The following is a 24,380-nucleotide window of genomic DNA, read 5'->3' on the forward strand; positions in this document are numbered from 1 at the left end:
CCAACCCCATCGTTCTGCGTCCGGAAGCGCCGCCAGACTAACAGGCTGACCAGCGCGATTGTCGGGTTTTCGCCCGACTGCTCCCGGCCCGGCTCAGGCGATCTGCTGGCTTGGCTGCAGCACGAAATCGACGATGATGGCGGCCATGTCGTCGATCGCGCGGCGCGCGATGACCTCATAGCCGTGGGTGCTCAGCGTGGGCAGGCACAGCAGGCCGGCGCGCGCGGCCTGCCCGGTGGCCTTGGCGTGCGACGCGTCGGATTCGAATGCGCCCAGCGCGGCCGGCTGTGGGGACAACCCCTGGTCGGTGGCGATTTTCAGCAGCCGGTCGGCGACTTCCTTGTCGTAAATGCACAACGCGTCGCTGTAGCCGATGATCGGCCCGCCGCTGACCGTGGTGTTGTATTCGACTTCGGTGGGGCCGACTTCCAGGGCGAGCGTGAGGTGGCCGGGCAGGGTCGCGCTGGCGTAGGTGCCCCCCACCCCGCCGATCTCCTCGTTGGTGGTGAAGACCAGGTAGACGTCGTCGGCCGGGCGTTGGTTGCGCTCGCGCAACAGGCGGGCGGCGTTCAGCAGCGCGGTCACCGCGGCGCGGTCGTCGAGGAAGTAGGCGCCGACGTAGTCTCCGATCTCGACCACGGATCGCTTGCTGCGGTCGACGCACACCCGGGTGCCGGCGTGCACTCCCGCCGCGGCCAGCTCCTCGGTGCTGCGGCCGGTGAAGACGTACACGTGATGCCAGTCCAGTGCCCGGTCGCCCTTGTCGGGCTTGGTCTCCCAGATCCGCGAGCTTTCCTGGGTGGTGTGCTCGGAGCCGAGAGCCAGTACGGCGGTGAGGGTTTCGTTGTCGCCGAGCACCGCGACCGGTCCGAGTCCGAAGTTGCCCGGGTACATCGTTCCCAGCTGCGTCAGATGCAGCGTGCCGTCGGATTCCACGCGTTTGACGATCATCGACAGCTCGTCCATGTGCGCCATCACCCGGGTCGCGGTGCCGGGGATAGCCTGAGTCCGCTGGCGGTGGTCGGGCGCCCCGGTGTTTTTGGCCGACGCATTGGCGGCGACGTAGCCGATCAGGTTTCCGGCGTCGTCGGTCCACATGTCGTCGACGAGGGGTTGCAGCTCCCGGGCGATGACGGCGCGGACCTCGTCCTCCTGCCCGCACGGCCCATAGGTCCACAGGAGTTCCTGCAGCAAGTCGTCGCCTGCGTCGCGGTCGGGGTGCGCCATGGGATCCTCTTCCGTCATCGGGTTCAGAGGACCAGTACCCGCGATGTCCTGCGACTACGCCAACGCCGTCAGGGGTTTCGACGCCTGGTTCAGCTCACGGCGTCCGGGTCTGCCAACGAAACAAGGAGGTGCGACGGTGTCGGCCCGCCCTGATGCAATTGGTAGCGCCCGCCGGCCAAGGCCCGGCGAGCCGGCTTGCTGGGCACCAGATGCGGAAAGTCATAGGTGGTGATCGTCAGGCGCAGCCGGTGGCCCGCGGCGATCAGCGCGGCCGTCGGAAAGATTTCGATGTCGTAGCGGGTGAGCTCCCCGGGCACGACGGGCTGCGCGGCCGCTCGGGTGCTGAGGTGCTGCGGGCGCAGAACGGTGCCGTCGGGCAGGTACCAGGTGCGGTCGGGATCCAGCTTCCGGTGCGAACCGAGTAGCGCGCCCTGGGACAGCGGACGGCTGGCACCGTCGGGGGCGACGGCGTCGAGGTGGGCGACCCACACCGTCTCGGTGGTGGTGGCCGTCGCGTGGATAATCAGCGCGATCGGTCCGGCCACCAGCTTCGCCTGCCCGAATGGCTCGGTGGTGTAGGACAGCGCGCCGCGCTGCAGGCGGCGGTTGTCCTGGTCGTAGCGGATGGTGCGGCCGCGTTGGGAGAACAAAAAGCTGCTCAGCCCCAGCGACCACTGCTCCAGGCTGCGGCCCGACAGGGGTCCGCGCGGGACATAGGTCAGCGGCGCAACAGTGGTGTGGGGCGAGGCATCCGAACTCAGCCGGCCCGCGTCGGACAGGTAGAAACGAGTGGGCGTCGCCTCGGCGAGCGGATAGTCGTCGGCGCGATACCAGTTCGAGCTTCCGATCGCCTGGAACGTCAGCGGCTTCCCCGCAATCGCCGCGCGCGCATCGTCTTTGAGCCAGTGCTCGAACCAGCGCAACTGCAGCGCCTGAAGGTGCAGCCCGCCGTGGTCCGACACGTGATACCACGGGCCCATCATCAATCGGATCCGGTCCGAGACGGGTTGGCCGGGTTCCATCGGTGCGTCGTCGGGCCGGCCGGCGGCCGCGTTCTGCAGCGCGGCGTAGTTCAGGGGCGCCCCGCGCTGAAACGCGTCGTGCCATCCGCCGACGAGGAAGGTCGCGACGCCGTTGGCGGCGATCTTGGACAGGACCAGCCCCGGACTCATCGCGTCCCAAAACGGGCCGTCATAGGCGGTCTCGCCGCCGGCGACAACCTCGGCGATCAGTGGCCGGAAGTAGCGCCGCTGATCGCGTCCGCGCTGGCGAACCGCGGCGAGACCGCCCGAACGCGGCCGCTCGTGACCGCCGCGGGCGAGCCACTCCAGCGTCGGATTGACCACGTTGAGCAGCGTGTAGACCGACCCGTATCCGCGGACCGCGTGCAGGTGCGGCACGCCGCCCATGGTGGCGGCGTCGCGATAGAAATCGCGGGCCGCCATCACCGGGAAAATCGCCTTCAGGGGCGAGTCCGGGCCGACGGCGGCCGCGGTGAAGAGTTGGTTGATCGCCAGGTAGGACAGCCCCACCATGCCGACGCGGCCGTTGGCGTTGGGCAGCGTGGTCGCCCACTGCACCAACTCCACGCCGTCCTGCGTCTGCCGGTCGCCGCACATCTCGAACGAACCGCCCGACGAACCGGTGCCGCGGACGTCGACCATCACCTCGATGTAGCCGCGCTTGATGAGGTAGGGCGCCGCGCCGCCGCCGATTTGTGCGGCCGGCGGCGGGGCTTTCTTGCCGTAGGGCGTGATCGACAGCAAGACGGGAAACGGGCCTTCGGCGGCCTGCCCCGTCTCGGGCACCGTCGGGTAGTGGATGTCGGCGCGCAGTTCGACGCCGTCGCTCATCGGCACGGCGACGTTGTGTCGCACGCCCACGCCGTAGGTCGCCGGGGGCGGCGTCCACTCCGGCGCGAACGGCGATGGACTGGTCTTGCGGACGCGTCGCGCAGGTTTGCGCCTGGATCGCAGAGTCGTCCTTGATCTCACCATCGGTAGAGCTCCCCCTGAGGCCCCGCGGCGCCATCGCCGCGAATCATCAGCGAATTTAGAGCACCGTCCTCAGCGGAACTGAGGGGGTGTCACGATGGCGCGGCCGCTTCCGCCGGTCGTCGGACGCAGCGGTCCAGCGACCCCGCCGATTGCCTTCGACGCCTAACGGTTTCGGCGGCCTCGCGATGCGGATCGGCCACTGATTTCGCAAGGCGCTCGCAGGCGGCGACCGGCGACTCGCGCTGACAGATCGCCGATTCCACCCGTGACCCCAGCTTGTCATTGCCATAAACAGTCCCGCGGCCTCTGACTTCGTCCGAGGCGGGGCCCGCTGAAAACCACGGGCCCCCAGCCGATTTCGTCATACCGCCTCGTCCTGGGCGTCGGACACGAAATGGGTGACGCTCGGATGCAGATGTCGCAACAGCTCCTCACCGGAGAACTGCATGCGCTCGGCCTCATCCAGGAAAGCAGACTGTGCGGCCGAGGATTCGTAGACCAATCCCGCGCCTTTCGCTACGCTCGGCTCGCGCACCGCCTTGCGCTTCTTCAAACGCATCAGCTCGGGATGCATCTTCTTCCGCTGTGCGGGAGGGACCAGCGCACCGCGGTTGAAGGGCCTCATACCAAGCTTGTCCGCGACCTCCCGGACCTGACAAGTCTTCAGCCGGTAGCGCCAAGCGATTTGCGAAATCGTGAACCACCCCCGTGGCATCCGCCAGATCCAGCCCGCCACGGTAACCACCGTCAACACAACCGCCAGGGTCGCTTCAGGGCGGAACAGCTTCCCGGAGAACTTGATCGTCACGATCCCGACTACCAGCATGACGACGAGAGCTGACACGAAAAAAATCTGAGCCGGACTCACCCCGCCCCCTTGCTTCCACCGCGAGTACGTCCAACGGTCTCAGACCCGGCTGGCGGTGAAACCGCGACACGCCGAAGCGTGCCGAGTGGCGGTTTCGTGGACATGCGTTTGACTGAGTTATTCGAGCACTACGGTGGTTCCGCGACCCGGCACCTGGGTGATCGACCGGCGGTGTATCGGCTCGGATTTAGCGTCGACGGGGCGCACCCGCATGGTGGTGAACATCGCGCCGAGCACAATCCGCATCTCGCATTCGGCGAAAGTCGCTCCAAGGCAACGGCGCACGCCTCCTCCGAATGGAATCCACGTGTACGTTCCCGCGCGGTTGTCGAGAAACCGCTCGGGACGAAACTGTTTCGGGTCGGGGTAGATGTCGGGACGGCGGTGCATGAGATAGATCGAGGGCGCGACCTTGACGCCGGCGGGCAGTGAAAACCCGTCGACCTCCATGGGTTCGGTGAGTCGTCTGCTCACCAGGGCGAGCACGGGCCGCATCCGGAGTGTCTCCTTCACCACGGCATCGACGTACCTCTGGCCGTCGTCGGCGTGCGCCTCTTCGATAAGGCGCGAATGCGCGTCCGGGTGACGGATGATCCGCTCGACCGCCCACGCCAGTCCCGATGCCGTTGTTTCGTGGCCTGCCAATAGCAACGTGATGAGTTCGTCGCGAATCTCTTGATCGCTCATCGGATTACCGTCTTCGTGCCTGGCCTTCAACAGCATCGAGAGGACGTCGGTGCGGGTATCGAGGTCGGCTTGCCGACGGCGCGTGGCGATCTCTTCATGAAGCAGGCGATCTACGTCGGCCAGCAACTTGTGAGTGAGCGCAGTCCTCATCTTCTGGGGCCCTACGAGCAAGAGGAAAAATTGCGCCGCGCCGTTGGTTGTGAGAACGAGCGTCCGCTGTAGCGCCTGGCGCAACCGGTCCATGCTCTGCCCGCGCTCGAGTCCGAACACAAGGTGCAGGATGACTTCGAGCGTCAACGCTTGCATCCGGGGATGCAGCCGCACCGGCACACCGCGGGGCCAGCGGGCAATCTCGGCCTCGGCAATGGCGCTCATCGTGCTCATGTAGCTCTGCAACTGATTGCCGCGAAACGCGGGCATGAGGAGTCGACGCTGTTCTCTGTGTGCGTCGCGGTCGAGCAGTAGCACCGAGTTCTGGCCCACCACGGGCTGCAGGATGCGGTTTGCTTCCCCGGCGAGCACCAATTCGGGAGGCGAGGTGAAGATCTGCCGCACCGCATCGGGATGCGAGACCATCACGATCGGTCCCTCGCCGACCAGCTTCATGGTGAACGTGTCGCCGTATCGGGCGGCGGCGCGGTCCATGAACTCCCATGGACGAGCGATCCATTCAGCAGTTTGTACTGCCACCGGTGCTCGAGGACCGGGTGGCAGCGTGTCGGCAGCCATCGATCACCCCCGACGGGGACGGCGCGTGCTAGGTAGCTTGGGCAACTTTATGTGCTGAGGCTGCCGGCCACCAGAGACTCGCCGACGGCATGCCTCTGCGGCGCGAGCGGCGCCTCGAAACGCGTAATACGCCTATCGCACTGGTCTGACCACTTGACGTCTGGCCAATGGCTCCGGCATGGTGGGGGCATGGCCCTGCGCCCCGTGACCCGACAGTCGATACCCGACCACGTCTTCGAGCAGATCATGTCCGACGTGCTCAGTGGCGAACTCGCGCCCGGGGAGCTGCTGCCCAGTGAGCGAAGACTCGCGGAGGTGCTGGGGGTGTCCCGGCCGGTGGTTCGCGAGGCGCTCAAGCGCCTCACCGCTGCCGGCCTGGTCGAGGTTCGGCAGGGTGACGCCACCACCGTGCGGGACTACAAGCGTCACGCGGGCCTGGACCTGTTGCCCCAGTTGCTGCTTCGCGGTGGGGATCGTGGCGACGAGCTGGACGTGGCGGTCGTGCGCAGCATTCTGGAGACCCGGCTGCACAACGGTCCCAAAGTCGCCGAACTGGCCGCCGAACGGGGCGGCCCGCAGGCGGCCGGCGTGCTCGAGGCCGCCGTGGACGCGCTCGCCGCCGAAGAGGATCCGACGGAACGTCAACGCGCGGCGCTGACGTTCTGGGACCACGTCGTCGACGCCGCGGACTCCATCGTGTTCCGGCTGATGTTCAACACCCTGCGGGCCACCTACGAACCCGCACTCCCGGCGCTCGACACCGCGATGGCCGCCGAGGTCAATCGCCCGGAGCTGTACCGCCAAGTGGCACAGGCGATCACCGCCGGCGATCCGGTCGGGGCCAAACGTGCCGCGACCGAACTCCTCGAGCCGGCCACCCGCGGCCTGCTCACCGCCCTATCCAGCCTGGATGACGAGCAATGAGAACACCCGTACGCAGCAACCTCACCCTGTCCGCGGCGGGCCGGGAGTTTTGGCGCCACCCTTCTCCCTGGGGCCTCGCACTGACGTTCGCCGGGGCGCTGACGGCCCGGATCGTCGTCGGTGACTGGCGGCTCACCGACGTCGTGCTGCCGGCGCTCATGATCGCGGCCTTCCCGGTCTTCGAGTGGATCATCCACGTCGCCATCCTGCACTGGCGGCCGCGCAGTGTCGGTCGCTTCGTCGTGGACCCCTTGCTGGCGCGCAAACATCGCGAACATCACTGCGAGCCGCGGAAAGTCGAGCTCATCTTCATCCCGTGGCAGACGTTGCCCTGGGTGATCCCGACGGCCGTCGCCGTAGCGTTCGTGGCCTTTCCTCGGCTCGGCCTCGGGCTGACGTACCTGGTCGTCTTGACCGCCGTCGGGCTGGCCTACGAGTGGACGCATTACCTCATCCACACCGACTACAAGCCCAAAAGCAGTGTGTATCGGTCGGTTTGGCGTAACCATCGACGGCATCACTTCAAAAACGAACACTACTGGTTCACCGTCACCACCACCGGAACCGCCGACCGGCTGCTCGGCACGTACCCGGACCAGTCGACGGTACCGACCTCCCCGACAGCCAAGAATCTGCACGGTGTGAGTGCGAGCTCGACCAACGCTGCGGCATCCGGACGGTTTGTACCTCGATAACGAAAACTATTGCTGAATCTACTGATCAACCACTGTGTACCGGACGGTGGTCAAAACGACTGCACGCGCCCCTCTGACCTAGTTCTGTCTTAATCGGACTGGCAGCATTGAACCCGGGCCCACTTTGCCCCGGTCGGACGTAGTCTGAATTTCAATGTGCTGCATCGTCTTTCGTGGGCTTCACCTGCGCAAGGGCGCTACCGGTTGATCACGCGTGATACCGCTACCTTGTCGTCAAGTTTTCGCGTGGTGCGTGCAATTACCTGACCGGCGAAGTCAAGCAACTCCTCAAGGGTGGGGAACATTGCGAAGGCATCCACGATCGCCTCGTCGGCGCCTGACTCGGCGAGGCGCTCGAGCTTGTCGGCAACGAAGTCAACGGGCGTGCCCGGTTCGAGGTTGATCCGCATGGCCGTCTTCAGCGCGTCAGGATCGCGGCCGGCGTCCTGGGCCGCGCCGCGCGCGATCGACCACAGGTGGTCGGTGACCTCGTCCTGCAGCCCCTCGACCCCGAGCCAGCCGGTGCCGCTGCGGCCGACCCGGCGCATCGCGGCCTCGCTGGCACCGCCGATCCAGATGGGTGGACCGCCGGCCTGGACCGGGCGCAGTTCGGCATGGACCGGCGGAAGCGAGAAGAACTCGCTTTCCCAGGACACCGGGGTGGTCGTCCACCATTGGTGCAGAAACGCCAGCAGATCATCGAGCATCCGCCCGCGCCGGTGCCAGTCCGCGCCGCGGGCGATGTCGTGTTCGTCCTTCATCCACCCGACCCCCACGCCTACGTCAAGACGGCCGTCGCTGAGCACGTCGAGCGTGGTCAGCAGTCGGGCCAGGTGCACCGGCTCGTAGTAGAACGTGCTGAGCGTGCTGGAGTTCAGCCGCACCCGGCTGGTCGCCGTCGCGGCAACGGTCCACAGCAGCACCGGATCGAGGTACCGGGTCATCTGGGGCGGGTACGGCTGCTCTTTGCCCGGGTAGGTGCTGTGCATATCGACCGGCGTGACCAGGCGATCGCCGACCCACAGCGTGTCGTAGCCAAGGTCCTCGAGTCCGCGGCAGAACGCGCTCAAGCCAACGGCGCTGCTGACAGCGGGCCCGACGATGGGAAGTGCGAAACCAAGTTTCATTGGGATTCCTTTCGGTGATCCATCAACCATTGTTTGGGCTCCCGGCGCCCCGGTCCGTCCACGGCTCGGACCGGGGCGGTGCGCCTCAGGCGGGAACGGTGGCGCCGAGGGCAAAGTCGAAATTCCCCACGCCGTGGCGGGCGAGGCCCATCACGACCAGGCCCATTCCTTCCAGCCAGTGCGCCATGTGCAACGCGCCGACGTCCAGCGGGCGCAGGTCGAGGCTCTCGATGAACGCCGCCACGTCCGCCTTGGCGCGCACGTCGTCGCCGGCGAGGAAGACGTCGAGCGGCCGGCCCTGGCCCAGGACAACGCCGAAGATGGTGTTGAACGCCTTCACCACGCTGGCGCTGGCCGGCGCGGCCTTGGCAACTTGCTGCGCGACCGAGGTGCCATCGGGGATGGCCAGCCCGTCGGCCGCGGCATTGAAGGGGTTGCTGATGTCGACGATGACCTTGCCAGCGAGGGCGTCTCCGTATTGGGCGACGACCGGAACGACATGGGCGTACAAGAGGGCGACGATGACGATGTCCCCGGCCGGAACGGCGCCGAACTCGCCGGTCGTGGCGTTGCGGCCGAGCGTCTTGGCCAGGTCAGCTGCCTTGGACTGATCGCGGCCGATGACCTCGACGGTGTTGCCACCGGCTACCGCCAGCTCGCCGATGGCTCGGGCCATGTTCCCGGTGCCGATGATGCTGATGCTGCTCATGAGGTGAGTCCTGTCTCGAATAGATGAACGAAAAGGTTGATGTGTCTACCTTAAGGGAGGTTTGATGACGCGTCAACCAAATCGGGGTAGCATGAGTGGCTAATGGATGCGAACTGGCTGAACCCTCGTGAAGACCGCGCCTGGCGGGCGTTCCAGCACGCGCATCATCAGCTCGACGTGCACCTGAACCGGGGGCTGCAGGAAATGGGCCTGTCGGGGGCCGACTACCAGATCTTGGCGGTGCTCTCGGAGCACGACCGGGACCGCATGCCCGCCCGCGACCTGTGCAACACACTGGGCTGGGAAAAGAGCCGTGTCTCCCACCAGGTGCGACGCATGGAGAAGGGCGGGCTGATCTGTCGTGAGCCCAACCCCGACGACGCCCGGAGCACCATGGTCTGCCTGTTGCCGGCTGGCCGCGCCGCGATCGAGAAGGCGGCGCCCCGGCACGTGGAGGACGTCCGCCGGAACTTCATCGAACTGCTTACCCCTGCTGAGCTCGACATGCTCGCCGCCCTCAACGAACGAGTCCTGCGCCACCTGACCAAAGACGACTCTGCAGCCGACGACGAGCCCTCGTAGGTGAGACGGCGGCGTCGCATACTTGGTGCCGCGATCGAATCCGCTGCGTACCCGCTGCGCGGCGGACACCATTCGGTGAACGCAAATAACCGGGAAATGCGCTGTTACGTGCTCAAACTTTGTGGAGCTAAGGGGAATCGAACCCCTGACCTACTCGATGCGAACGAGTCGCGCTACCAACTGCGCCATAGCCCCTGACCGCTAGCAGGCTACCAGCCGCGGCACCAACCGCCGAAACGCGAGCACTACTCGCCGACGGCGCGCGGCAAGTCCCGGGGCCACCCGTAGGTCCTCATCGCCATCGCGTAGTCCAGGTGTTCGAAGACCGGGTCCTCGTCGTCGATTTCCAGCACCACCGCGCCCGGGCGCCGCAGCCGCGACGGGACCACGTCGTACTCACGGTCGTAGGCGTTCTCGACGCCGAGGCGCGCCCGCGCCATCCGCTTCATCCGGCGGCGGCGCACCTTTTCTTCGATGCGCGTCTGGCGCCGCAGGTAACCCAGATACAGCAGGGTGATGCCGGTCGCGCTGCCGCACACCCACCAGGCGCTCGGCGAGATCTTGAACGCCGCGGTGGCCGAGCCGATCAGGAAGACCGCCATCATCATCAAGACCTTCTTGCGGAAGGCGTACTTGCGGGCACTGACCGCGGCGGCGGTCTTGGCGTCGAGCCGGCGCCGTCGGGCGGCGTTGCGCGGGATCGGGGCCGGCGCCTCGTCGTCGGCGTCGTCGCCCTCGGCGGCGGGTTCCAAACCGGACGAGTCCTCGACGTACTCGTAGCGGTCCTCGTCGTCGTGCTTGGCGACGGCCTCGGTGTCGACGTCGTCCTCGGCCGGTTCCTCGTCGACGTCCTCGGCCGCAGAATCGCTGGCCCCCACCGGAAGTGCGGCCGAATCCTCGACGACATCGACGTCGAGGTAGTCGGGCTCGTCGGCCTCGGCGGGCTCGGTCACGGCCATTTTCATCACCACCGGGCGCCGGCGGCTCAGCTCGTCGGTGTCGGCGTCGTCATCCGTCTCGCGGTCGTCGTCGTTCTCGGCAAGGTCGTGCTCCTCGTCGAGGTCGGTGCCGGCCGAGTCTTCCGGCGGTTGCCAGTCGGGATCGCTGCGGTGACCGGCGGCCGGACCGCTGCGCTTGATCAGCCGGGAGTTGGCCCCGCCGTTGAGGACTCGCGTCGCCAACGCCACATCGCTGGTGCGGCGCACCGCGTCGCGTTTGCTGACGAGCATCGGCACCAAGACAAACAGCCACAGCACCACGAGCGATATCCACAACAATGACTGCGGGATGCTTGGCATGATGACCTGCTCTCTGTGGTTCTCATCCCCCGCGAAGCCCATTCGTGGCCAACGCGGCCGGGTCATGACGACCAGGACAATTACACACCTGTAATTTGCCTCCCACAAGCACCACGAGTCACTCGTGTCGCGCCAGTCCCAAATCGGCAAAAATCCGGTCACGGTCGGAGCGTCGCCGACCGACCCAATTAATAGGTGGTCGTCATACCCAGCTGGCGTTACCGGCGCGGACCAGCGCCGATGCCACCGACCCCGTGACCTCTTCGACGGTGATGGCCATCAACAGGTGGTCGCGCCACGCCTTGTCGACTTCCAGGTAGCGCTGCAGCACGCCCTCCTGGCGGAACCCCACCTTTGCCAACACGGCCCGGCTCGCGGCGTTTTCCGGGCGGACGGTGGCCTCCACCCGGTGCAGCATCACCGGCCCGAAGCAGTGATCTAGCCCCAGAGCCAACGCCGCGGTCGCCACCCCGCCGCCGGTGGCCGACCGCGGCACCCAGTAGCCGATCCACGCCGACCGCAACGCGCCGTGGGTGACGTTGCCGATGGTCAGCTGGCCGCAGAACTGCCCGTCGAGTTCGATGACGTAGGGCAGCATCCGTCCCTGGCGCGCCTCCGCCCGCAGGCCGGAGCACAACGCCGGCCACGCGGCCACGGCATGCCGGACCGTCCAATCACCCTCGGCGCTGGGCTCCCACGGCTCCAGATGCGCACGATCGCTCAGCCGGATCCGGCTCCACTGCGCGCCATCGCGCAGCCGCACCGCCCGCAGGCGGACCACGCCCGCCGGAACCCGAAGCGGCCCAACGCTCATGGGCCAACCCGGATGACGGGAATTGGAGCGCAAGAGGTTCACCGTGGACGCAGTCGTTCCGCTCAGCCGCGCTGAGCCAAGAAGGCGACGTCGACGATCTCGCCGGTCCGAATCTGCTCGGCGCCGCTGGGCACCACCACCAGACAGTTGGCTTCGGCGAGGGTGGCCAGCAGGTGCGACGACGCGCCCGGGGCGCCGCCGAGCGCCTGCACCAGATACTCCCCACTCTCCTGGTCGCGCATCAGCTGGCCGCGCAGGAAACCCTTGCGCCCGGCCACCGACGTGATCGGCGACAGTGTGCGGGCCTGCACGATGCGGCGCATCGGCTGGCGCTTGCCCAGCGACAGCCGGATCAGCGGGCGCACCATCACCTCGAAGACCACCAGCGCACTCACCGGATTGGCCGGCAACAGGAACGTCGGGACGCCCTCGCGGCCCAGCTGACCAAAGCCCTGGACGGAGCCGGGATGCATCGCGACGCGGACGACCTCGAGCTCGCCGAGCTCGGAGAGCACCGAACGCACCACTTCGGCCGCCGCACCGCCGACGGCCCCGGCGATGACGATGACCTCGGCGCGATTGATCTGGCCCTCGACGATGTCGCGAAGCTCCTTGGCGCCGCCGCCGACGATCCCGACGCGGTTGACCTCGGCACCGGCGTCGCGGGCCGCGGCCGCCAGTGCATAGGAGTTGACGTCGTAGACCTGGCCGTTCCCCGGGGTGCGGGAAATGTCGACCAGTTCTCCACCCAGCGCCATGATCGTGACCCGCGGCCGGGGATGAACCAGCACCCGTTCGCGGCCGACCGCGGCCAGCAGCCCGACCTGGGCCGCGCCGATGACCGTTCCGGCGCGCACCGCGACATCACCGGGCTGGACGTCGTCGCCGGCGCGGCGCACGTAGGCGCCCGACGGCGCCCCGCGGTAGATCCGCACGCGCGACGTCCCGCCGTCGGTCCACCGCATCGGCAGGACCGCGTCGGCCAGGGTGGGCAGCGGGGCCCCGGTCTGCACGCGGACGGCCTGGCGTGGCTGCAAGCGGCTGGGCGTGCGCGAACCCGCCTCGACGGTGCCCATCACCGGCAGCACCAGCCCGTCGCGCCCGTCGCTCTCGGGTGAGTCGTCGATCGGCTCGGGCAGGCTGTCGTGGCCCACCTCGCCGACGCCGAGGACGTCGACGCTGCGCACCGCGTAGCCGTCGATCGCGGCCTGATCGAAACCGGGCATCGGGCGTTCGGTCACCACCTCCTCGGCGCACATCAATCCCTGCGCCTCGGCGATCGCCACACGTATCGGCCGCGGGGCCACCGCGGCAGCCGTGATCCGAGCCTGCTGCTCTTCCACCGAACGCACAGCGCGCCTCTCTGCCCTCGCTGCCTGACGGGCGGCCCGCCGGCCGGGTTACCGCCGGGCTACTGCTCGGCCAGGCCCAATCGCGCCACCAACCATTGCCGCAAATCCGGGCCGTAGTCGTCACGATCCAATGCAAAGTCAACCGCAGCCTTGAGGTAGCCGCCAGGATTTCCCAAGTCGTGTCGAGATCCGCGGTGCACGACCACATGCACCGGGTGGCCCTCCGCGATCAGCAGGGCGATGCCGTCGGTGAGTTGCACTTCGCCACCGGCCCCGCGCTCGGTGCGGCGCAACGCGTCAAAGATGGCGCGGTCGAGCACATATCGGCCCGCCGCGGCGAACAGCGACGGCGCGTCCTCGGCCTTGGGCTTCTCGACCATGCTCTTGACCCGCAGCACGTCGGGGTTCTCATCGTCGGGCACCGGCTCGACGTCGAAAACGCCGTACGCGCTGATCTCTTCGGGGGTGACCTCGATCGCGCACAACACGGTGCCGCCGTGGTGGGCCCGCACCTTCGACATCGTGCCCAGCACGCCGGTCGGTAACACCAGGTCGTCGGGCAGCAGCACCGCGATCGCGTTCTCGTCGTCGGACAGCCGCGATTCCACGCACCCGATCGCATGGCCGAGCCCCAGCGGTTCGCTCTGCACGACGGACTCGACCTTGATCAGTCGCGGCGCGCGGCGGACCTTGTCGAGCATCGCGGTCTTGCCGCGCTCCTCCAGCGTGCTTTCCAGTACGAGGTCTTCGACGAAATGCGCGACGACGCCGTCCTTGCCCTCGGAGGTGATGATCACCAGCCGTTCGGCGCCGGCTTCGGCCGCTTCGGCGGCCACCAGCTCTATGCCCGGGGTATCGACCACCGGCAGCAGTTCCTTGGGAACCGTTTTGGTTGCCGGCAAGAAGCGGGTACCGAGACCGGCGGCGGGCACAACAGCCGTGCGTGGCACCACCACGTTTGGGCATGACATCGTTCACACGATAACCCGCATCCGCTTTGCCGAGTCGATGTGGCGCGGGCAAAGTCCTGGCTGTCATGGTTGACGCATGGCAACCACGGGCAAGGCCGCGTTGCGCGAACAGCTACTCGCGGCCCGGCGCCGCGTTGCCGACGACGTTCGGGCCGCCGAGGCGGACCTACTGCGGGAAAAGTTGGAAGCCCCGGAAAGCATTGTGGCCAGCGACAGCACGGTCTGCGCCTATGTGCCGGTGGGCACCGAGCCGGGGTCGATTGAGCTGCTGGACATGTTGCTGCGCCGCGCCGGCCGGGTGCTGCTGCCGGTTGCGCGTACCACCGCCGACAACACGCCGCTGCCGCTGTCGTGGGGCGAATACCGGCCCGGCACCCTGACCACCGGCCGGTGGGGATTGCTCGAGCCCCCGCAGCCGTGGCTGCCGGCGGCGGCCCTGGCGGAGGCCGCCCTGGTGCTGGTGCCGGCGCTGGCCGTCGACCGCGCCGGCGTGCGGCTGGGCCGGGGGCGGGGGTTCTACGACCGCTCGCTGGGCGGCCGTGACCCCCACGCGCCGCTGGTGGCGCTCGTCCGCGACGCGGAATTGCTGGACGAGATCCCGGCCGGTCCGCACGACGTCCCGATGACCCACGCGCTTACGCCGCAACGAGGGCTGATCGCCCTCGATTCGCACTGACATGTCGGGAATGAGACATGTCACGTGGCGGTTCTAGCACTTGAGACGCTAGAGTGCTAACCAGGTTTGCAATCATCCGGAGGTTTTCGTGCCGACTTACAGCTATCAATGCACCGAGTGCGACGATCGCTTCGACATCGTGCAGGCCTTCACCGACGATGCGCTGACCACGTGCAAACGCTGCTCCGGTCGGCTTCGCAAGCGCTTCAACTCCGTCGGAGTGGTGTTCAAGGGCAGCGGCTTCTACCGCACCGACAGCCGCGAGTCCGGCAAGAAGTCGAGCGCCTCCACCAACGGCTCCTCGTCGAGCGACTCGGGTTCGAGCTCGGGTTCCAGCGAGAAGTCCGGTTCCAATGACAAGTCCGCCTCGAGCGAGAAGTCGAGCAGCAGCTCCACACCCTCCCCCGCCGCCGCGGCCACCAACTGAGCGTTATCCACACGCGCGTCGCTGACCGGCGACCCGGGCACCGCGTTGCGCCTACCGTTGCCCCGTGGGCGAATCATCGCTGAACCCAAGCGTATTGAGCCGGCTGTCGCTGTGGTTGCGACCGGACTGGACCCGCACCGTGCTGGCGCGCCGCGTCGCGGCGGGCGGGCTGGTCGTGCTGGCCGGCATCGCGACGCTGCGCTCCAATCCCGCCGGTGACTACACGCAGGTGGTGGTCGCCGACCACGACCTGCGCCCCGGCAACGCGTTGACCGCCGCCGACGTCCGAATCGAAAAGCGTTTGGCCTCAACAGTTCCCGACGGGGCTCGCGCCGACGTGGGCGCGGTGGTGGGTTCGACGCTGGCCGGCCCGGCCAGGCGTGGCGAGGTGCTCACCGACGTCCGGTTACTGGGCAACCGGCTGGCCGAGGCGGCGATCGGGTCGAAGGCGGGACCGGGGGCCCGCATCGTGCCGCTGCATCTGGCGGACGGCGCGTTGATCGACCTCGTCCGCGCCGGGGATGTGGTCGACGTGTTGGCGGCGCCGGCGACCGGCGCGCCGGAAACCGCCCATGCCGCCCCCAGGGTGGTGGCGACCGACGCCGTCGTGGTCCTCGTGTCGGCCAAGGAAAAGCTCCAGTCCGCCGATGCCGACCGCGTAGTGTTGGTTGCGCTGCCGGCTCGTGTGGCGAACACGGTGGCGGGCTCGGCGTTGGGCCAGACGGTGACGCTTACCTTGCACTGAGCGGGTCGCCCCAGCCTCGCATCCGTATTCGCTGGATCAGGCCGTCTGGAGGCTGGCACAGTACTTGCACTTGCGCGCGGCCTCCGGGATGTCGGACTTGCACTCCGCGCATGCCTTGGTGGCCGGCTCCTCCACGAACACGGTGACGCCGCGGCGGGCCTGGATGTGCTTGTACGGCACCACGATCATGAAGTACACGGCCGTCATGAAGACGACGAAGTAGATGATCGCCGAGATGAACGATCCGATGTCGAGGAAGGTCGCCTTGTTCCCCGCATCGCCGAGCTGCCAACCCAATCCGAATTTCGTACCGGGCTGCACGGCGGCGACCAGCGGGTTGATCACGCTGTCGGTGAAGGCCTTGACGAGGTTGGAGAAGGCCAGGGCTACGACCAGACCGATGGCCACGGTGATCACGTCACCGCGCATCACGAAACTCTTGAATCCCTTTATCATGCGCACACCTCCCGTAGCGCCGACTATCGGGGCAGCGCGCTGCCGCCCGGAGAAAACGCTATGCCAGGTTGTGCGCTATCACACATTTCCCGAACGATTAGTCACCAAAGGTTGACCGCGTCGTGATGTCTTTACACGCGAGCCGCTGCTCAACGGTGGTGCGGGGGCACGTTCTCCCGCAACCACTGCTCGTGCTCGTACGCGTTGGAATCGAGCCCGTCCGTTGACTCCTGGGTTCGTGAAACGAATTCGGCCTCGAAACCGGAAGGTCTTGTCACCGCCGGACCGACCCCAGGACCGCGAATCAGATCTCGAGGCTCGACAGCTGCCCAATGATCTGGGCCGCCAACGGATTAAGAGTCGCCATTCCGTCGCGCACCGCATAGCGGGAGCCGGCCAGGTTGACCACCAACGTACTGCCGGAGACCCCGGCCAGACCGCGGGACAAACCGGCGTCGATGATGCCCGCCGACAGCCCCGAGCCGCGGATCGCCTCCGCGATACCGAGGATCTCGCGATCGAGGATCTCGCGGGTGGCCTCCGGGGTGACGTCGCGTGGGGTGACACCCGTGCCGCCGACCGAGACGACCAGATCCACCCCGCCGATCACGGCGGTGTTCAGCGCATTGCGGATCTCGACCTCGTCGGCGGCGACCGCCACCACACCGTCGACGACGAATCCCGCCTCGGTCAGCAGCTCGGTGACCAACGGGCCGCTGTGGTCCTCGTCTCCGTGCGCGGTGCGGTCGTCGACCACCACGACCAGAGCCCGGCCAACTACCAATTCCGCCCCCGTTTCCATGGGTGCAACCGTATATCCGAGCTCCGACAACCCCGTCGTCGAGGGTTCGTCCACTCTCACTACTGGTCCGCCTTCCCGAGAGTCACCGGCAAAGTCCGGCTCCCGCCGCCGGCGGGGTCGGAGAACGTCAGCGAAATCTTGTCGCCGGGCGCCTTGGAGCGCACCGCGGCCACCAACGCGTCTGCGCTGTTGATCGGGCGGTCGTCGACCTTGGTGACGACCACGTTCTTCGGCACGCCCGCGGCGGCGGCGGCGCCGCCCGCGACGACGTCGACGACCTTGGCGCCCGGGGTGCCCTTGTCGCTGGTCACCTGGACGCCGAGCGAGGCGTGCGACGCCTTGCCCGTGGCGATCAACTCGTCGGCGATGCGTTTGGCCTGGTCGACGGGGATCGCGAAGCCCAGCCCGATCGAGCCGCTCTGGGCGTCCGGCGATTCGCCGCCGAGGGTGGCGATCGCGGAGTTGACGCCCACCAGCTGGCCGCTCATGTTGACCAACGCGCCGCCGGAGTTACCGGGGTTGATCGCGGCATCGGTCTGAATGGCGTCCAGCACGGTGTTTTGGTTGCCCGACTCACCCGTCGTGGACACCGGCCGGTTGAGCGCGCTGACGATCCCGGTGGTCACCGTGCCCGACAGACCCAACGGCGACCCGATCGCCACCACCGGCTGACCGACGTGCAGATCCGACGAGGAGCCCAGGGAGATGGGCGTGAGTCCGGACATGCCCTGCACGCGAATCACGGCGATGTCGCTGGTGGGATCGGTGCCGACGACGGTGAACGGGGCGGTACGACCGTCGGAGAAGGTCACCGTGGTTTTCGGTGTGGGTCCGCCGGGTCCGCCCGGCGCGACGGGAGGCACCGGGGCCCCGGGGAGACCCGCAGGAGGCTTGGGCGATCCCGCCGCGGCCGCGACGACGTGGTTGTTGGTGAGGATCAGCCCGTCGGTCGACAGGACGATCCCGGAGCCTTCTTCGGACTGCCTTCCGATATCGGTCTCGAGCATCACGACGCTGGGCACGACCTTGGAGGCCACCTGTTCGACGCTGCCCGGTGGCATGTTCGCGGCCGGGACGCTGGGCGCCGCCCCCACGACCCGCCCGCCGCCGTTGCCCGAGGCGTGGTCGCCGAGCTCGATCGCCGTCGCCGCCGCGCCGCCGATACCGGCCGACACCACCGCGATGGCCAACGCCCCGGCGGTCAAAAGCCCTGCGCGAGAACGCTTTCGCGGTTCCGGTGCGGCCGGCATACCGGGCAGCATGCCGGGCATCGGACCCGTGCCGGGGATCCGGCCAGGGCCGGTGTTGCCGAACGGTTCGTAGGGCGGACGGAACTGGCTCGTCTGCGACGGCTGCGACCGATAGCGCCAGTCGAACTGCTGGTTGTACGGCTGCTGCTGTCCCTGGGCATAGCCCGAGGACCCCGCGTGGCTCGGGACGGACGCAGTCTGATTCGGCGCGGGAGGGTATCCCGGCTGCTGCGGCGGTGGCGAATACCTCGGGTCATTCGTCATGTCGCTAAGTCGCTCTTCCTCTATCTCAGTGTTTCGGCAAGTCGACGGCTGGGTTCAACAGTAGCCGCAGACCTACCTTGCCCGCGCGGACTGAGAGTCCACTGAGATAACGTTCGCCGATTCCCCAGAGTTCGCCTCGTCGCCGGCCGCCGGCCCGCCCGCCTCGGTCGCGGCGTCTACCTGGCCGGCCTCCGGCTCGGTCGCGGAGTATGTCGCCGGCGGCAGTGGCCGTCCGGGCAGCAGCACATAGAAGGAGGTACCCGGGGGCTGGCCGCCCGGGACGGTGTCCTCGACGCGCAGCAAGCCGCCGTGGTTGAGCACGACCTTCTTGACGATCGCCAGACCGAGGCCGGAGCCGGGCATGGCCCGTGCCGTCGTCGAACGATAGAACCGCTCGAACACCAGCCGGCGCTCTTGCGGTGGAATCCCGGGTCCGTGGTCGGCGACCACCAGCTCGGCGTGCGACGGGTCGAGTTGCCGCATGGTGACGCCGACGTGACCGCCCGGCGGGCTCCACTTGGCCGCGTTGTCCAACAGGTTCAGGACCGCGCGCGACAGGCCGGCGGCGTCGCCGTACATCTGCCACGGCGTCACGTCGACGTCGAAGTGAATGTCGTTGCGGCGCCGCCTGACTCGCTCCAGGCTGCGGTCGACCACGTCGGACATGTCGACCGGCTCGTGCACCACCTGGCCGGCGTCGTCGCGGGTGAGGTCCACCAAATCGCCTACCAGCGTGGACAATTCCTCGATCTGAGCGACCACGTCGGCGCGCAGGTCGACCATCTCCTGTTCGGGTAGCCGCGGCGCTCCGGGTTCCATCGACGCCATCAGCAGCTCGACGTTGGTCCGCAGCGACGTCAGCGGGGTGCGCAGTTCATGCCCGGCGTCGGTGACCAGCCGCGCCTGCCGTTCCCGCGATTCGGCCAACGCCCGCAGCATCAGGTTGAACGACTCGGTGAGCCGGGCCAATTCGTCGCTGCCGAACACGGGGATGGGTCGCAGGTCGTCGGTGCGCGCGACGCGTTCGGCCGCTTCGGTCAGGCGGCCCACCGGGCGCAGGCCGGCCCGGGTGACCATGCCGCCCGCGACCGCGGCGACGGCCACCCCGACCCCGCCGACGATCAGCAGCACCCAGCGCAGTTTGTTCATCACCGCCTCGGTCGGCTTGAGGCTCTTGGAGATCAGCAGCGAGGTGCCGTTCTGCAGATGGACGGCGAGGATCCGCTGATCGCCGGCGGTGCGCCGCGACATGAACAGATCGCCGTGGATGACCGCCTTCTCCGCCGGACCAACCGGCAGGGTCTGACCGGGCTGCTGGGCGGTGTAGATGGCGTGGCCCGGGTTCACCAAAATCGCGTTGACGTCCGAATAGGCGGTGCCTTCGATCGCCTTGCCGGGGTCGGCGGCCAGGGAACCGCTGGCGATCAGCAGCTGGGCCCGGCTTTGCAGTTGGTTGTCGATGTCGCTGTAGAGCGCGGCCGAAATCACGGCGTAGACGGCGAACGCCATCAGCACCACGACCATGGCGACCATCGACATCGCCAGCAGCATGACCCGCCACCGCAACGACAGCGACGGGGTCGCGCGCAGCGGTGGGCGCATGGGTGGGCGCGGAGGCCGGGGGAACTTGATCATCGTGGGGATTGCATCGTCACGGCGGTGTCTCCCGCAGGACGTAACCCACCCCGCGCACGGTGTGGATCAGCCGGGCCTCACCGTCGGCTTCGGTTTTGCGGCGCAGATAGCCCACGTAGACCTCCAGCGCATTGCCCGAGGTGGGGAAGTCGAACCCCCATACCTCCTCGAGGATGCGGCTGCGGGTGAGCACGCGGCGGGGATTGGCGATCAGCATTTCGAGCAACGCGAATTCGGTGCGCGTCAGGCTGATCCGGCGCTCCCCGCGGGTGACCTCGCGGGTCACCGGGTCCAGGGTGAGGTCGGAGAACTTCATCGCCACCGATTCGGCCTCGTCCTCCGGCTTGGTCCGGCGCAGCAGCGCACGCATCCGGGCCAACAGTTCTTCCAGGGCGAACGGCTTGGGCAGGTAGTCGTCGGCGCCGGCGTCCAGGCCGGCGACCCGCTCGGAGACCGAATCGCGCGCCGTGAGCACCAGGATCGGCAGGTCATCCCCGGTGCTGCGGAGCTGTCGGCACACCTCGAGGCCATCCAGCCTCGGCATCATCACATCCAGGACGAGCGCATCGGGGCGATCGCTTGCGATCAGTTCGAGAGCTTCGACCCCGTCATGGGCCAACTCGACCGAGTAGCCGTTGAAGGACAACGACCTACGCAGCGACTCGCGCACGGCGCGATCGTCGTCGACGACCAGTATTCGCACGGCCCCTAGTTTCGTCCCACCGCCTGAGACTGACCTGAGAGGCGCGCCGGTGAGGTTCTAGCGGCGGTCGCAAGTGCGGCGAAGCCGGGCGCAGCGGGCCGCCGCCATCAGGTCAGCGGCGGGCCGCCGCCATCGGGTCAGCGGCGGTCGAGGTCGATCAGGCCGAGGCGGGCGGCCTTGAGCAGCCTGCGCGGCACTCTGTGCCGCTGACCTGCGACCGTGACACCGACGAGTTCGGTCTTCTCGGCCTTCCACTGCGCGCGCCGGCTACGGGTGTTCGCGCGCGACATTCTGCGCTTGGGTACGGCCATGGTCGGGCCTGACTCCTCAATGTGGCTTGCGGTTCGGCATGTCGCGCGGCGTGGGCCGGGAGGCCGAACGGGCGACGATCGGGTATCAGGATAGTCGCTGGTCCGCTCGTCGCCAAAACCGACGCCCGCCGCCCCGGATCGCACCCTGCGCTAGCACGGCCCTGGCGCACCCGCCCCGAAGTGGGATCCTTGACGTGACACCCGCGGTACCCGATAACCTACCGGTTGGTTGGTTGGGTCTCACCGGTGAATCCCTGAATGGAGGACGGGCATGGCCTCTGCTTCCGGCGCTTGCGTCCGGATCGCGAACTGCTCCGGGTTCTACGGCGACCGGCTGTCGGCCATGCGCGAAATGCTCACCGGTGGCGAGGTCGACTACCTCACCGGCGACTACCTGGCCGAACTCACCATGCTCATCCTGGGCCGGGACCGGATGAAGCACCCCGAGCGCGGCTACGCCAAGACCTTCCTGACGCAACTCGAGGACTGCCTGGGCGAGGCCCGCGACCGCGGGGTCCGCATCGTGGCCAACGCAGGCGGCCTCAACCCGGCCGGGCTTGCCGACGCGATCCGCGCGCTGGCCGAGCGCCTGGGTATCGACGCCCGGATCGCGCACGTGGAAGGCGACGACCTGTTGCCCCGCGCCGCCGAACTGGGCCTGGGCAGCCCGCTGACCGCGAACGCCTACCTGGGCGCCTGGGGCATCGTCGACTGCCTGGCCGGCGGCGCCGACGTCGTCGTCACCGGCCGGGTCACCGACGCGTCGGTGATCGTCGGGGCGGCCGCCGCGCATTTCGGCTGGCATCGCACCGACTACGACCAGCTCGCCGGCGCCATGGTCGCCGGCCACGTCATCGAATGCGGGGTCCAGGCCACCGGCGGCAACTACGCGTTCTTCACCGAAATCGCCGACCTCACCCACGCCGGTTTTCCCCTGGCCGAGGTCTATGCCGACGGATCCTCGGTGATCACCAAGCACCCCGGCAGCGGCGGTTTGGTCAGCGTCGACACCGTCACCGCCCAGCTGCTGTACGAGATCACCGGGGCGCGCTACGCCAACCCCGACGTCACCGCTCGGATGGACACCGTTGAGCTCGCGCCCGACGGTCCGGACCGGGTGCGCATCAGCGGCGTGCGCGGCGAAGCCCCGCCGCCCACCTACAAGGTGTCGCTGAACAGCATCGGCGGGTTTCGCAACTCGATGACCTTCGTGCTCACCGGCCTGGACATCGAGGCCAAGGCGGAGCTGGTGCGCCGGCAACTCGACGCCGCGCTCACCGTCAAGCCCGCCGAACTGCAGTGGACCCTGGCCCGCACCGACCACGCCGACGCCGACACCGAGGAGGCCGCCAGCGCGCTGCTGCACTGCGTCGTGCGCGACCCCGATCCCGTTAATGTCGGACGCCAATTCTCTTCGGCCGCAGTGGAGTTGGCGCTAGCCAGCTATCCGGGCTTCCACGTGACCGCACCGCCGGGCGACGGCCAGGTCTACGGCGTGTTCACCCCCGGCTACGTCGACGCCGACCAGGTGCCGCACGTCGCGGTGCACGCCGACGGGACGCGCATCGATATCCCCTGCGCCACCGATACTTTGGTGTTGGCTCCGGCCGATCCCCCGCCGCTGCCCGAGCCGCTTCCGGATGGCCTGCTGCGCAGGGCGCCACTCGGCCGCATCGCCGGTGCCCGCAGCGGCGACAAGGGCGGCTCCGCCAACGTCGGTGTGTGGGTCCGCACCGACGAGCAATGGCGGTGGCTGGCCCACACGTTGACCGTCGAACGGCTCAAGGAGCTACTCCCCGAGGCGGCGGACTTCGATGTCACCCGCCACGTGTTGCCGAATCTGCGGGCGGTCAACTTCGTCATCGACGGCATCCTCGGCCAGGGCGTCGCCTACCAAGCCCGATTCGATCCTCAAGCCAAGGGGTTGGGCGAATGGCTGCGCGGCCGCCACCTCGACATCCCGGAGAGTCTGTTGTCATGAATCTTTGGACCACACCCGAGCGTGAGCAGCTACGAAAGACGGTGCGCTCCTTCGCGGAACGCGAGATCCTGCCCCACGTCGACGAGTGGGAACGCAGCGGCGAGCTGCCGCGCGAATTGCACCGCAGCGCCGGGGCCGCCGGGCTGCTGGGCGCGGGCTTCCCCGAATCGGTCGGCGGCGGGGGTGGCGACGGCGCCGACGCGGTGATCATCTGCGAAGAGATGCATCAGGCCGGAGCCCCAGGGGGCGTCTTCGCGTCGCTGTTCACCTGTGGCATCGCGGTGCCGCACATGATCGCCTCCGGCGACGAGCGGCTCATCGAGGAGTTCGTCCGGCCGACGCTGGCGGGCGAGAAGATCGGTTCGCTGGCCATCACCGAACCGGGCGGCGGTTCCGACGTCGGCCACCTGCGGACCTCCGCCGAGCGCGACGGTGATCACTACATCGTCAACGGCGCCAAGACCTACATCACCTCCGGCGTGCGCGCCGACTACGTCGTCACCGCGGTGCGCACCGGAGGCCCTGGCGCGGCGGGGGTTTCGTTGCTGGTGGTCGAAAAGGGCACTCCCGGCTTCGAGGTGACGCGCAAGTTGGACAAGATGGGCTGGCGATCCTCGGACACCGCCGAGTTGTCCTACACCGACGTCCGGGTGCCGGCGGCCAACCTGGTCGGCGCCGAGAACAGCGGGTTCGCCCAGATCGCGCAGGCCTTCGTCGCCGAGCGAATCGGCCTTGCCGCCCAAGCGTATTCGAGCGCCCAGCGGTGCCTGGACCTGACCGTGCAATGGTGCCGCGACCGCGAGACGTTCGGCCGCCCGCTGATCTCGCGGCAGTCGGTGCAGAACACGCTGGCCGAGATGGCCCGACGCATCGACGTGGCCCGCGTCTACTCGCGCCACGTGGTGGAACGCCAGCTCGCCGGCGAGACGAATCTGATCCCGCAGGTGTGTTTCGCCAAAAACACCGCCGTCGAGGCCGGCGAATGGGTGGCAAACCAGGCCGTCCAGCTGTTCGGTGGCATGGGTTATATGACCGAATCCGAGGTCGAGCGCCAATACCGGGACATGAGGATCCTGGGCATCGGCGGCGGCACCACCGAAATCCTGACCGCACTGTCCGCCAAACTCCTGGGGTTCCAGTCATGATCGCA

General features: G+C 68.0%; 24 protein-coding genes and 1 tRNA gene. 8 read left to right on the plus strand and 17 right to left on the minus strand.

All coding sequences use genetic code 11. The features are described 5' to 3' along the window. Window positions 1-93: 93 nt before the first annotated feature. The 4 genes from QGN31_RS20515 to QGN31_RS20530 form a co-directional block, all read right to left on the minus strand. Complete coding sequence (locus QGN31_RS20515) at window positions 94-1,227, minus strand: M42 family metallopeptidase (RefSeq protein WP_041785387.1); 1,134 nt, start codon at window positions 1,225-1,227, stop codon at window positions 94-96. 89 nt (window positions 1,228-1,316) lie between these two features. Beyond that, complete coding sequence (locus tag QGN31_RS20520; RefSeq protein ID WP_014383928.1) at window positions 1,317-3,110, minus strand: CocE/NonD family hydrolase; 1,794 nt, start codon at window positions 3,108-3,110, stop codon at window positions 1,317-1,319. Between the two features lie 475 nt (window positions 3,111-3,585). After that, window positions 3,586-4,050, minus strand: coding sequence for a hypothetical protein (locus QGN31_RS20525; protein WP_009957794.1), 465 nt, complete (start codon window positions 4,048-4,050; stop codon window positions 3,586-3,588). A 159-nt stretch (window positions 4,051-4,209) separates the two neighbouring features. Beyond that, entirely contained in the window at window positions 4,210-5,508 is a 1,299-nt protein-coding gene (locus tag QGN31_RS20530) for a cytochrome P450 (protein ID WP_081490068.1), read from the minus strand. Between the two features lie 189 nt (window positions 5,509-5,697). Between QGN31_RS20530 and QGN31_RS20535 the strand changes: the two genes are divergently transcribed. Beyond that, window positions 5,698-6,432 carry a FadR/GntR family transcriptional regulator gene (locus QGN31_RS20535; protein ID WP_008254112.1) on the plus strand — a complete coding sequence of 245 codons (735 nt, stop codon included), beginning with the start codon at window positions 5,698-5,700 and terminating at the stop codon, window positions 6,430-6,432. Further along, a complete protein-coding gene (locus QGN31_RS20540) occupies window positions 6,429-7,127 on the plus strand; it encodes a sterol desaturase family protein (protein ID WP_008254110.1) in 699 nt (232 codons plus the stop codon). The genes QGN31_RS20535 and QGN31_RS20540 overlap by 4 nt, the downstream gene beginning before the upstream one ends. 197 nt (window positions 7,128-7,324) lie before the next feature. Here QGN31_RS20540 and QGN31_RS20545 read toward each other — a convergent pair whose 3' ends face one another. Together QGN31_RS20545 and QGN31_RS20550 are read right to left on the minus strand one after the other, a co-directional pair. Next, on the minus strand, window positions 7,325-8,254 hold the full coding sequence (locus tag QGN31_RS20545; protein ID WP_008254108.1) for a TIGR03619 family F420-dependent LLM class oxidoreductase: 930 nt from the start codon (window positions 8,252-8,254) through the stop codon (window positions 7,325-7,327). Window positions 8,255-8,339: 85 nt separating this feature from the next. After that, entirely contained in the window at window positions 8,340-8,963 is a 624-nt protein-coding gene (locus tag QGN31_RS20550; RefSeq protein WP_009957800.1) for an NADPH-dependent F420 reductase, read from the minus strand. A 102-nt stretch (window positions 8,964-9,065) separates the two neighbouring features. On the opposite strand from QGN31_RS20550, the gene QGN31_RS20555 reads away from it, so the two are divergent. After that, window positions 9,066-9,545 (plus strand): MarR family winged helix-turn-helix transcriptional regulator, encoded by a 480-nt coding sequence (locus QGN31_RS20555; RefSeq protein ID WP_009957801.1) that lies wholly within the window; start codon window positions 9,066-9,068, stop codon window positions 9,543-9,545. Between the two features lie 122 nt (window positions 9,546-9,667). On the opposite strand, the gene QGN31_RS20560 is transcribed toward QGN31_RS20555, so the two are convergent. The 5 genes from QGN31_RS20560 to QGN31_RS20580 all read right to left on the minus strand — a co-directional run bounded on the left by QGN31_RS20560 (window position 9,668) and on the right by QGN31_RS20580 (window position 13,980). Next, a tRNA-Ala gene (locus tag QGN31_RS20560) sits at window positions 9,668-9,740 on the minus strand. Window positions 9,741-9,790: 50 nt separating this feature from the next. Next, complete coding sequence (gene sepX, locus QGN31_RS20565) at window positions 9,791-10,843, minus strand: divisome protein SepX/GlpR (protein ID WP_043955608.1); 1,053 nt, start codon at window positions 10,841-10,843, stop codon at window positions 9,791-9,793. 202 nt (window positions 10,844-11,045) lie between these two features. Then, window positions 11,046-11,699, minus strand: coding sequence for a GNAT family N-acetyltransferase (locus tag QGN31_RS20570; RefSeq protein ID WP_179300620.1), 654 nt, complete (start codon window positions 11,697-11,699; stop codon window positions 11,046-11,048). A 20-nt stretch (window positions 11,700-11,719) separates the two neighbouring features. Further along, window positions 11,720-13,009, minus strand: coding sequence for a molybdotransferase-like divisome protein Glp (gene glp / locus QGN31_RS20575; RefSeq protein ID WP_014941349.1), 1,290 nt, complete (start codon window positions 13,007-13,009; stop codon window positions 11,720-11,722). A gap of 59 nt (window positions 13,010-13,068) precedes the next feature. Beyond that, the gene (locus QGN31_RS20580; protein ID WP_041784812.1) at window positions 13,069-13,980 is read right to left on the minus strand and encodes a UTP--glucose-1-phosphate uridylyltransferase; all 912 of its coding nucleotides are present in this window, start codon (window positions 13,978-13,980) and stop codon (window positions 13,069-13,071) included. 76 nt (window positions 13,981-14,056) lie between these two features. Here QGN31_RS20580 and QGN31_RS20585 point away from each other — a divergent pair, with 76 nt between their 5' ends. The 3 genes from QGN31_RS20585 to QGN31_RS20595 all read left to right on the plus strand — a co-directional run bounded on the left by QGN31_RS20585 (window position 14,057) and on the right by QGN31_RS20595 (window position 15,828). After that, complete coding sequence (locus tag QGN31_RS20585; RefSeq protein WP_008254092.1) at window positions 14,057-14,656, plus strand: 5-formyltetrahydrofolate cyclo-ligase; 600 nt, start codon at window positions 14,057-14,059, stop codon at window positions 14,654-14,656. A gap of 88 nt (window positions 14,657-14,744) precedes the next feature. Then, a complete protein-coding gene (locus QGN31_RS20590; protein ID WP_008254090.1) occupies window positions 14,745-15,083 on the plus strand; it encodes an FmdB family zinc ribbon protein in 339 nt (112 codons plus the stop codon). A gap of 64 nt (window positions 15,084-15,147) precedes the next feature. Continuing rightward, window positions 15,148-15,828, plus strand: a complete 681-nt coding sequence (locus tag QGN31_RS20595) for an SAF domain-containing protein (protein ID WP_008254088.1) — start codon at window positions 15,148-15,150, stop codon at window positions 15,826-15,828. Window positions 15,829-15,864: 36 nt separating this feature from the next. Here the strand turns inward: QGN31_RS20595 and QGN31_RS20600 are convergent, their stop codons facing one another. From QGN31_RS20600 to rpmF, 6 genes are all read right to left on the minus strand, one after another. Then, entirely contained in the window at window positions 15,865-16,284 is a 420-nt protein-coding gene (locus QGN31_RS20600) for a large conductance mechanosensitive channel protein MscL (protein WP_008254074.1), read from the minus strand. Window positions 16,285-16,588: 304 nt separating this feature from the next. Next, window positions 16,589-17,086, minus strand: a complete 498-nt coding sequence (locus QGN31_RS20605) for a MogA/MoaB family molybdenum cofactor biosynthesis protein (RefSeq protein ID WP_008254072.1) — start codon at window positions 17,084-17,086, stop codon at window positions 16,589-16,591. Between the two features lie 59 nt (window positions 17,087-17,145). Beyond that, window positions 17,146-18,600, minus strand: a complete 1,455-nt coding sequence (locus QGN31_RS20610) for a S1C family serine protease (protein ID WP_008254070.1) — start codon at window positions 18,598-18,600, stop codon at window positions 17,146-17,148. 72 nt (window positions 18,601-18,672) lie between these two features. Next, complete coding sequence (locus QGN31_RS20615; RefSeq protein ID WP_036397793.1) at window positions 18,673-20,235, minus strand: HAMP domain-containing sensor histidine kinase; 1,563 nt, start codon at window positions 20,233-20,235, stop codon at window positions 18,673-18,675. A 16-nt stretch (window positions 20,236-20,251) separates the two neighbouring features. Continuing rightward, complete coding sequence (gene mprA / locus QGN31_RS20620; protein ID WP_014941347.1) at window positions 20,252-20,938, minus strand: two-component system response regulator MprA; 687 nt, start codon at window positions 20,936-20,938, stop codon at window positions 20,252-20,254. A gap of 137 nt (window positions 20,939-21,075) precedes the next feature. Then, on the minus strand, window positions 21,076-21,249 hold the full coding sequence (gene rpmF, locus QGN31_RS20625; protein WP_008254062.1) for a 50S ribosomal protein L32: 174 nt from the start codon (window positions 21,247-21,249) through the stop codon (window positions 21,076-21,078). A gap of 271 nt (window positions 21,250-21,520) precedes the next feature. Here rpmF and QGN31_RS20630 point away from each other — a divergent pair, with 271 nt between their 5' ends. Together QGN31_RS20630 and QGN31_RS20635 are read left to right on the plus strand one after the other, a co-directional pair. Next, window positions 21,521-23,230: an acyclic terpene utilization AtuA family protein gene (locus QGN31_RS20630; RefSeq protein WP_008254060.1), complete on the plus strand. Its 1,710-nt coding sequence runs from the start codon at window positions 21,521-21,523 to the stop codon at window positions 23,228-23,230. Further along, entirely contained in the window at window positions 23,227-24,375 is a 1,149-nt protein-coding gene (locus tag QGN31_RS20635; protein WP_009957815.1) for an acyl-CoA dehydrogenase family protein, read from the plus strand. Before QGN31_RS20630 ends, QGN31_RS20635 begins: the two co-directional genes overlap by 4 nt. The last annotated feature ends 5 nt before the right edge of the window (window positions 24,376-24,380 follow it).

The sequence above is a fragment of the Mycobacterium sp. 2-64 genome, from assembly GCF_035918375.1.
GTDB lineage: Bacteria > Actinomycetota > Actinomycetes > Mycobacteriales > Mycobacteriaceae > Mycobacterium > Mycobacterium intracellulare.

What these genes read in the sequence shown, in the direction of transcription:
- QGN31_RS20515 (WP_041785387.1), bottom strand. Translation starts at nt 1,227, where the DNA reads ATGGCGCACCCCGACCGCGACGCAGGCGACGACTTGCTGCAGGAACTC.
- QGN31_RS20525 (WP_009957794.1), bottom strand. Translation starts at nt 4,050, where the DNA reads ATGCTGGTAGTCGGGATCGTGACGATCAAGTTCTCCGGGAAGCTGTTC.
- QGN31_RS20530 (WP_081490068.1), bottom strand. Translation starts at nt 5,508, where the DNA reads ATGGCTGCCGACACGCTGCCACCCGGTCCTCGAGCACCGGTGGCAGTA.
- QGN31_RS20535 (WP_008254112.1), top strand. Translation starts at nt 5,698, where the DNA reads ATGGCCCTGCGCCCCGTGACCCGACAGTCGATACCCGACCACGTCTTC.
- QGN31_RS20540 (WP_008254110.1), top strand. Translation starts at nt 6,429, where the DNA reads ATGAGAACACCCGTACGCAGCAACCTCACCCTGTCCGCGGCGGGCCGG.
- QGN31_RS20545 (WP_008254108.1), bottom strand. Translation starts at nt 8,254, where the DNA reads ATGAAACTTGGTTTCGCACTTCCCATCGTCGGGCCCGCTGTCAGCAGC.
- QGN31_RS20550 (WP_009957800.1), bottom strand. Translation starts at nt 8,963, where the DNA reads ATGAGCAGCATCAGCATCATCGGCACCGGGAACATGGCCCGAGCCATC.
- QGN31_RS20555 (WP_009957801.1), top strand. Translation starts at nt 9,066, where the DNA reads ATGGATGCGAACTGGCTGAACCCTCGTGAAGACCGCGCCTGGCGGGCG.
- sepX (WP_043955608.1), bottom strand. Translation starts at nt 10,843, where the DNA reads ATGCCAAGCATCCCGCAGTCATTGTTGTGGATATCGCTCGTGGTGCTG.
- QGN31_RS20580 (WP_041784812.1), bottom strand. Translation starts at nt 13,980, where the DNA reads ATGTCATGCCCAAACGTGGTGGTGCCACGCACGGCTGTTGTGCCCGCC.
- QGN31_RS20585 (WP_008254092.1), top strand. Translation starts at nt 14,057, where the DNA reads ATGGCAACCACGGGCAAGGCCGCGTTGCGCGAACAGCTACTCGCGGCC.
- QGN31_RS20600 (WP_008254074.1), bottom strand. Translation starts at nt 16,284, where the DNA reads ATGATAAAGGGATTCAAGAGTTTCGTGATGCGCGGTGACGTGATCACC.
- QGN31_RS20605 (WP_008254072.1), bottom strand. Translation starts at nt 17,086, where the DNA reads ATGGAAACGGGGGCGGAATTGGTAGTTGGCCGGGCTCTGGTCGTGGTG.
- QGN31_RS20610 (WP_008254070.1), bottom strand. Translation starts at nt 18,600, where the DNA reads ATGACGAATGACCCGAGGTATTCGCCACCGCCGCAGCAGCCGGGATAC.
- QGN31_RS20615 (WP_036397793.1), bottom strand. Translation starts at nt 20,235, where the DNA reads ATGATCAAGTTCCCCCGGCCTCCGCGCCCACCCATGCGCCCACCGCTG.
- rpmF (WP_008254062.1), bottom strand. Translation starts at nt 21,249, where the DNA reads ATGGCCGTACCCAAGCGCAGAATGTCGCGCGCGAACACCCGTAGCCGG.
- QGN31_RS20630 (WP_008254060.1), top strand. Translation starts at nt 21,521, where the DNA reads ATGGCCTCTGCTTCCGGCGCTTGCGTCCGGATCGCGAACTGCTCCGGG.
- QGN31_RS20635 (WP_009957815.1), top strand. Translation starts at nt 23,227, where the DNA reads ATGAATCTTTGGACCACACCCGAGCGTGAGCAGCTACGAAAGACGGTG.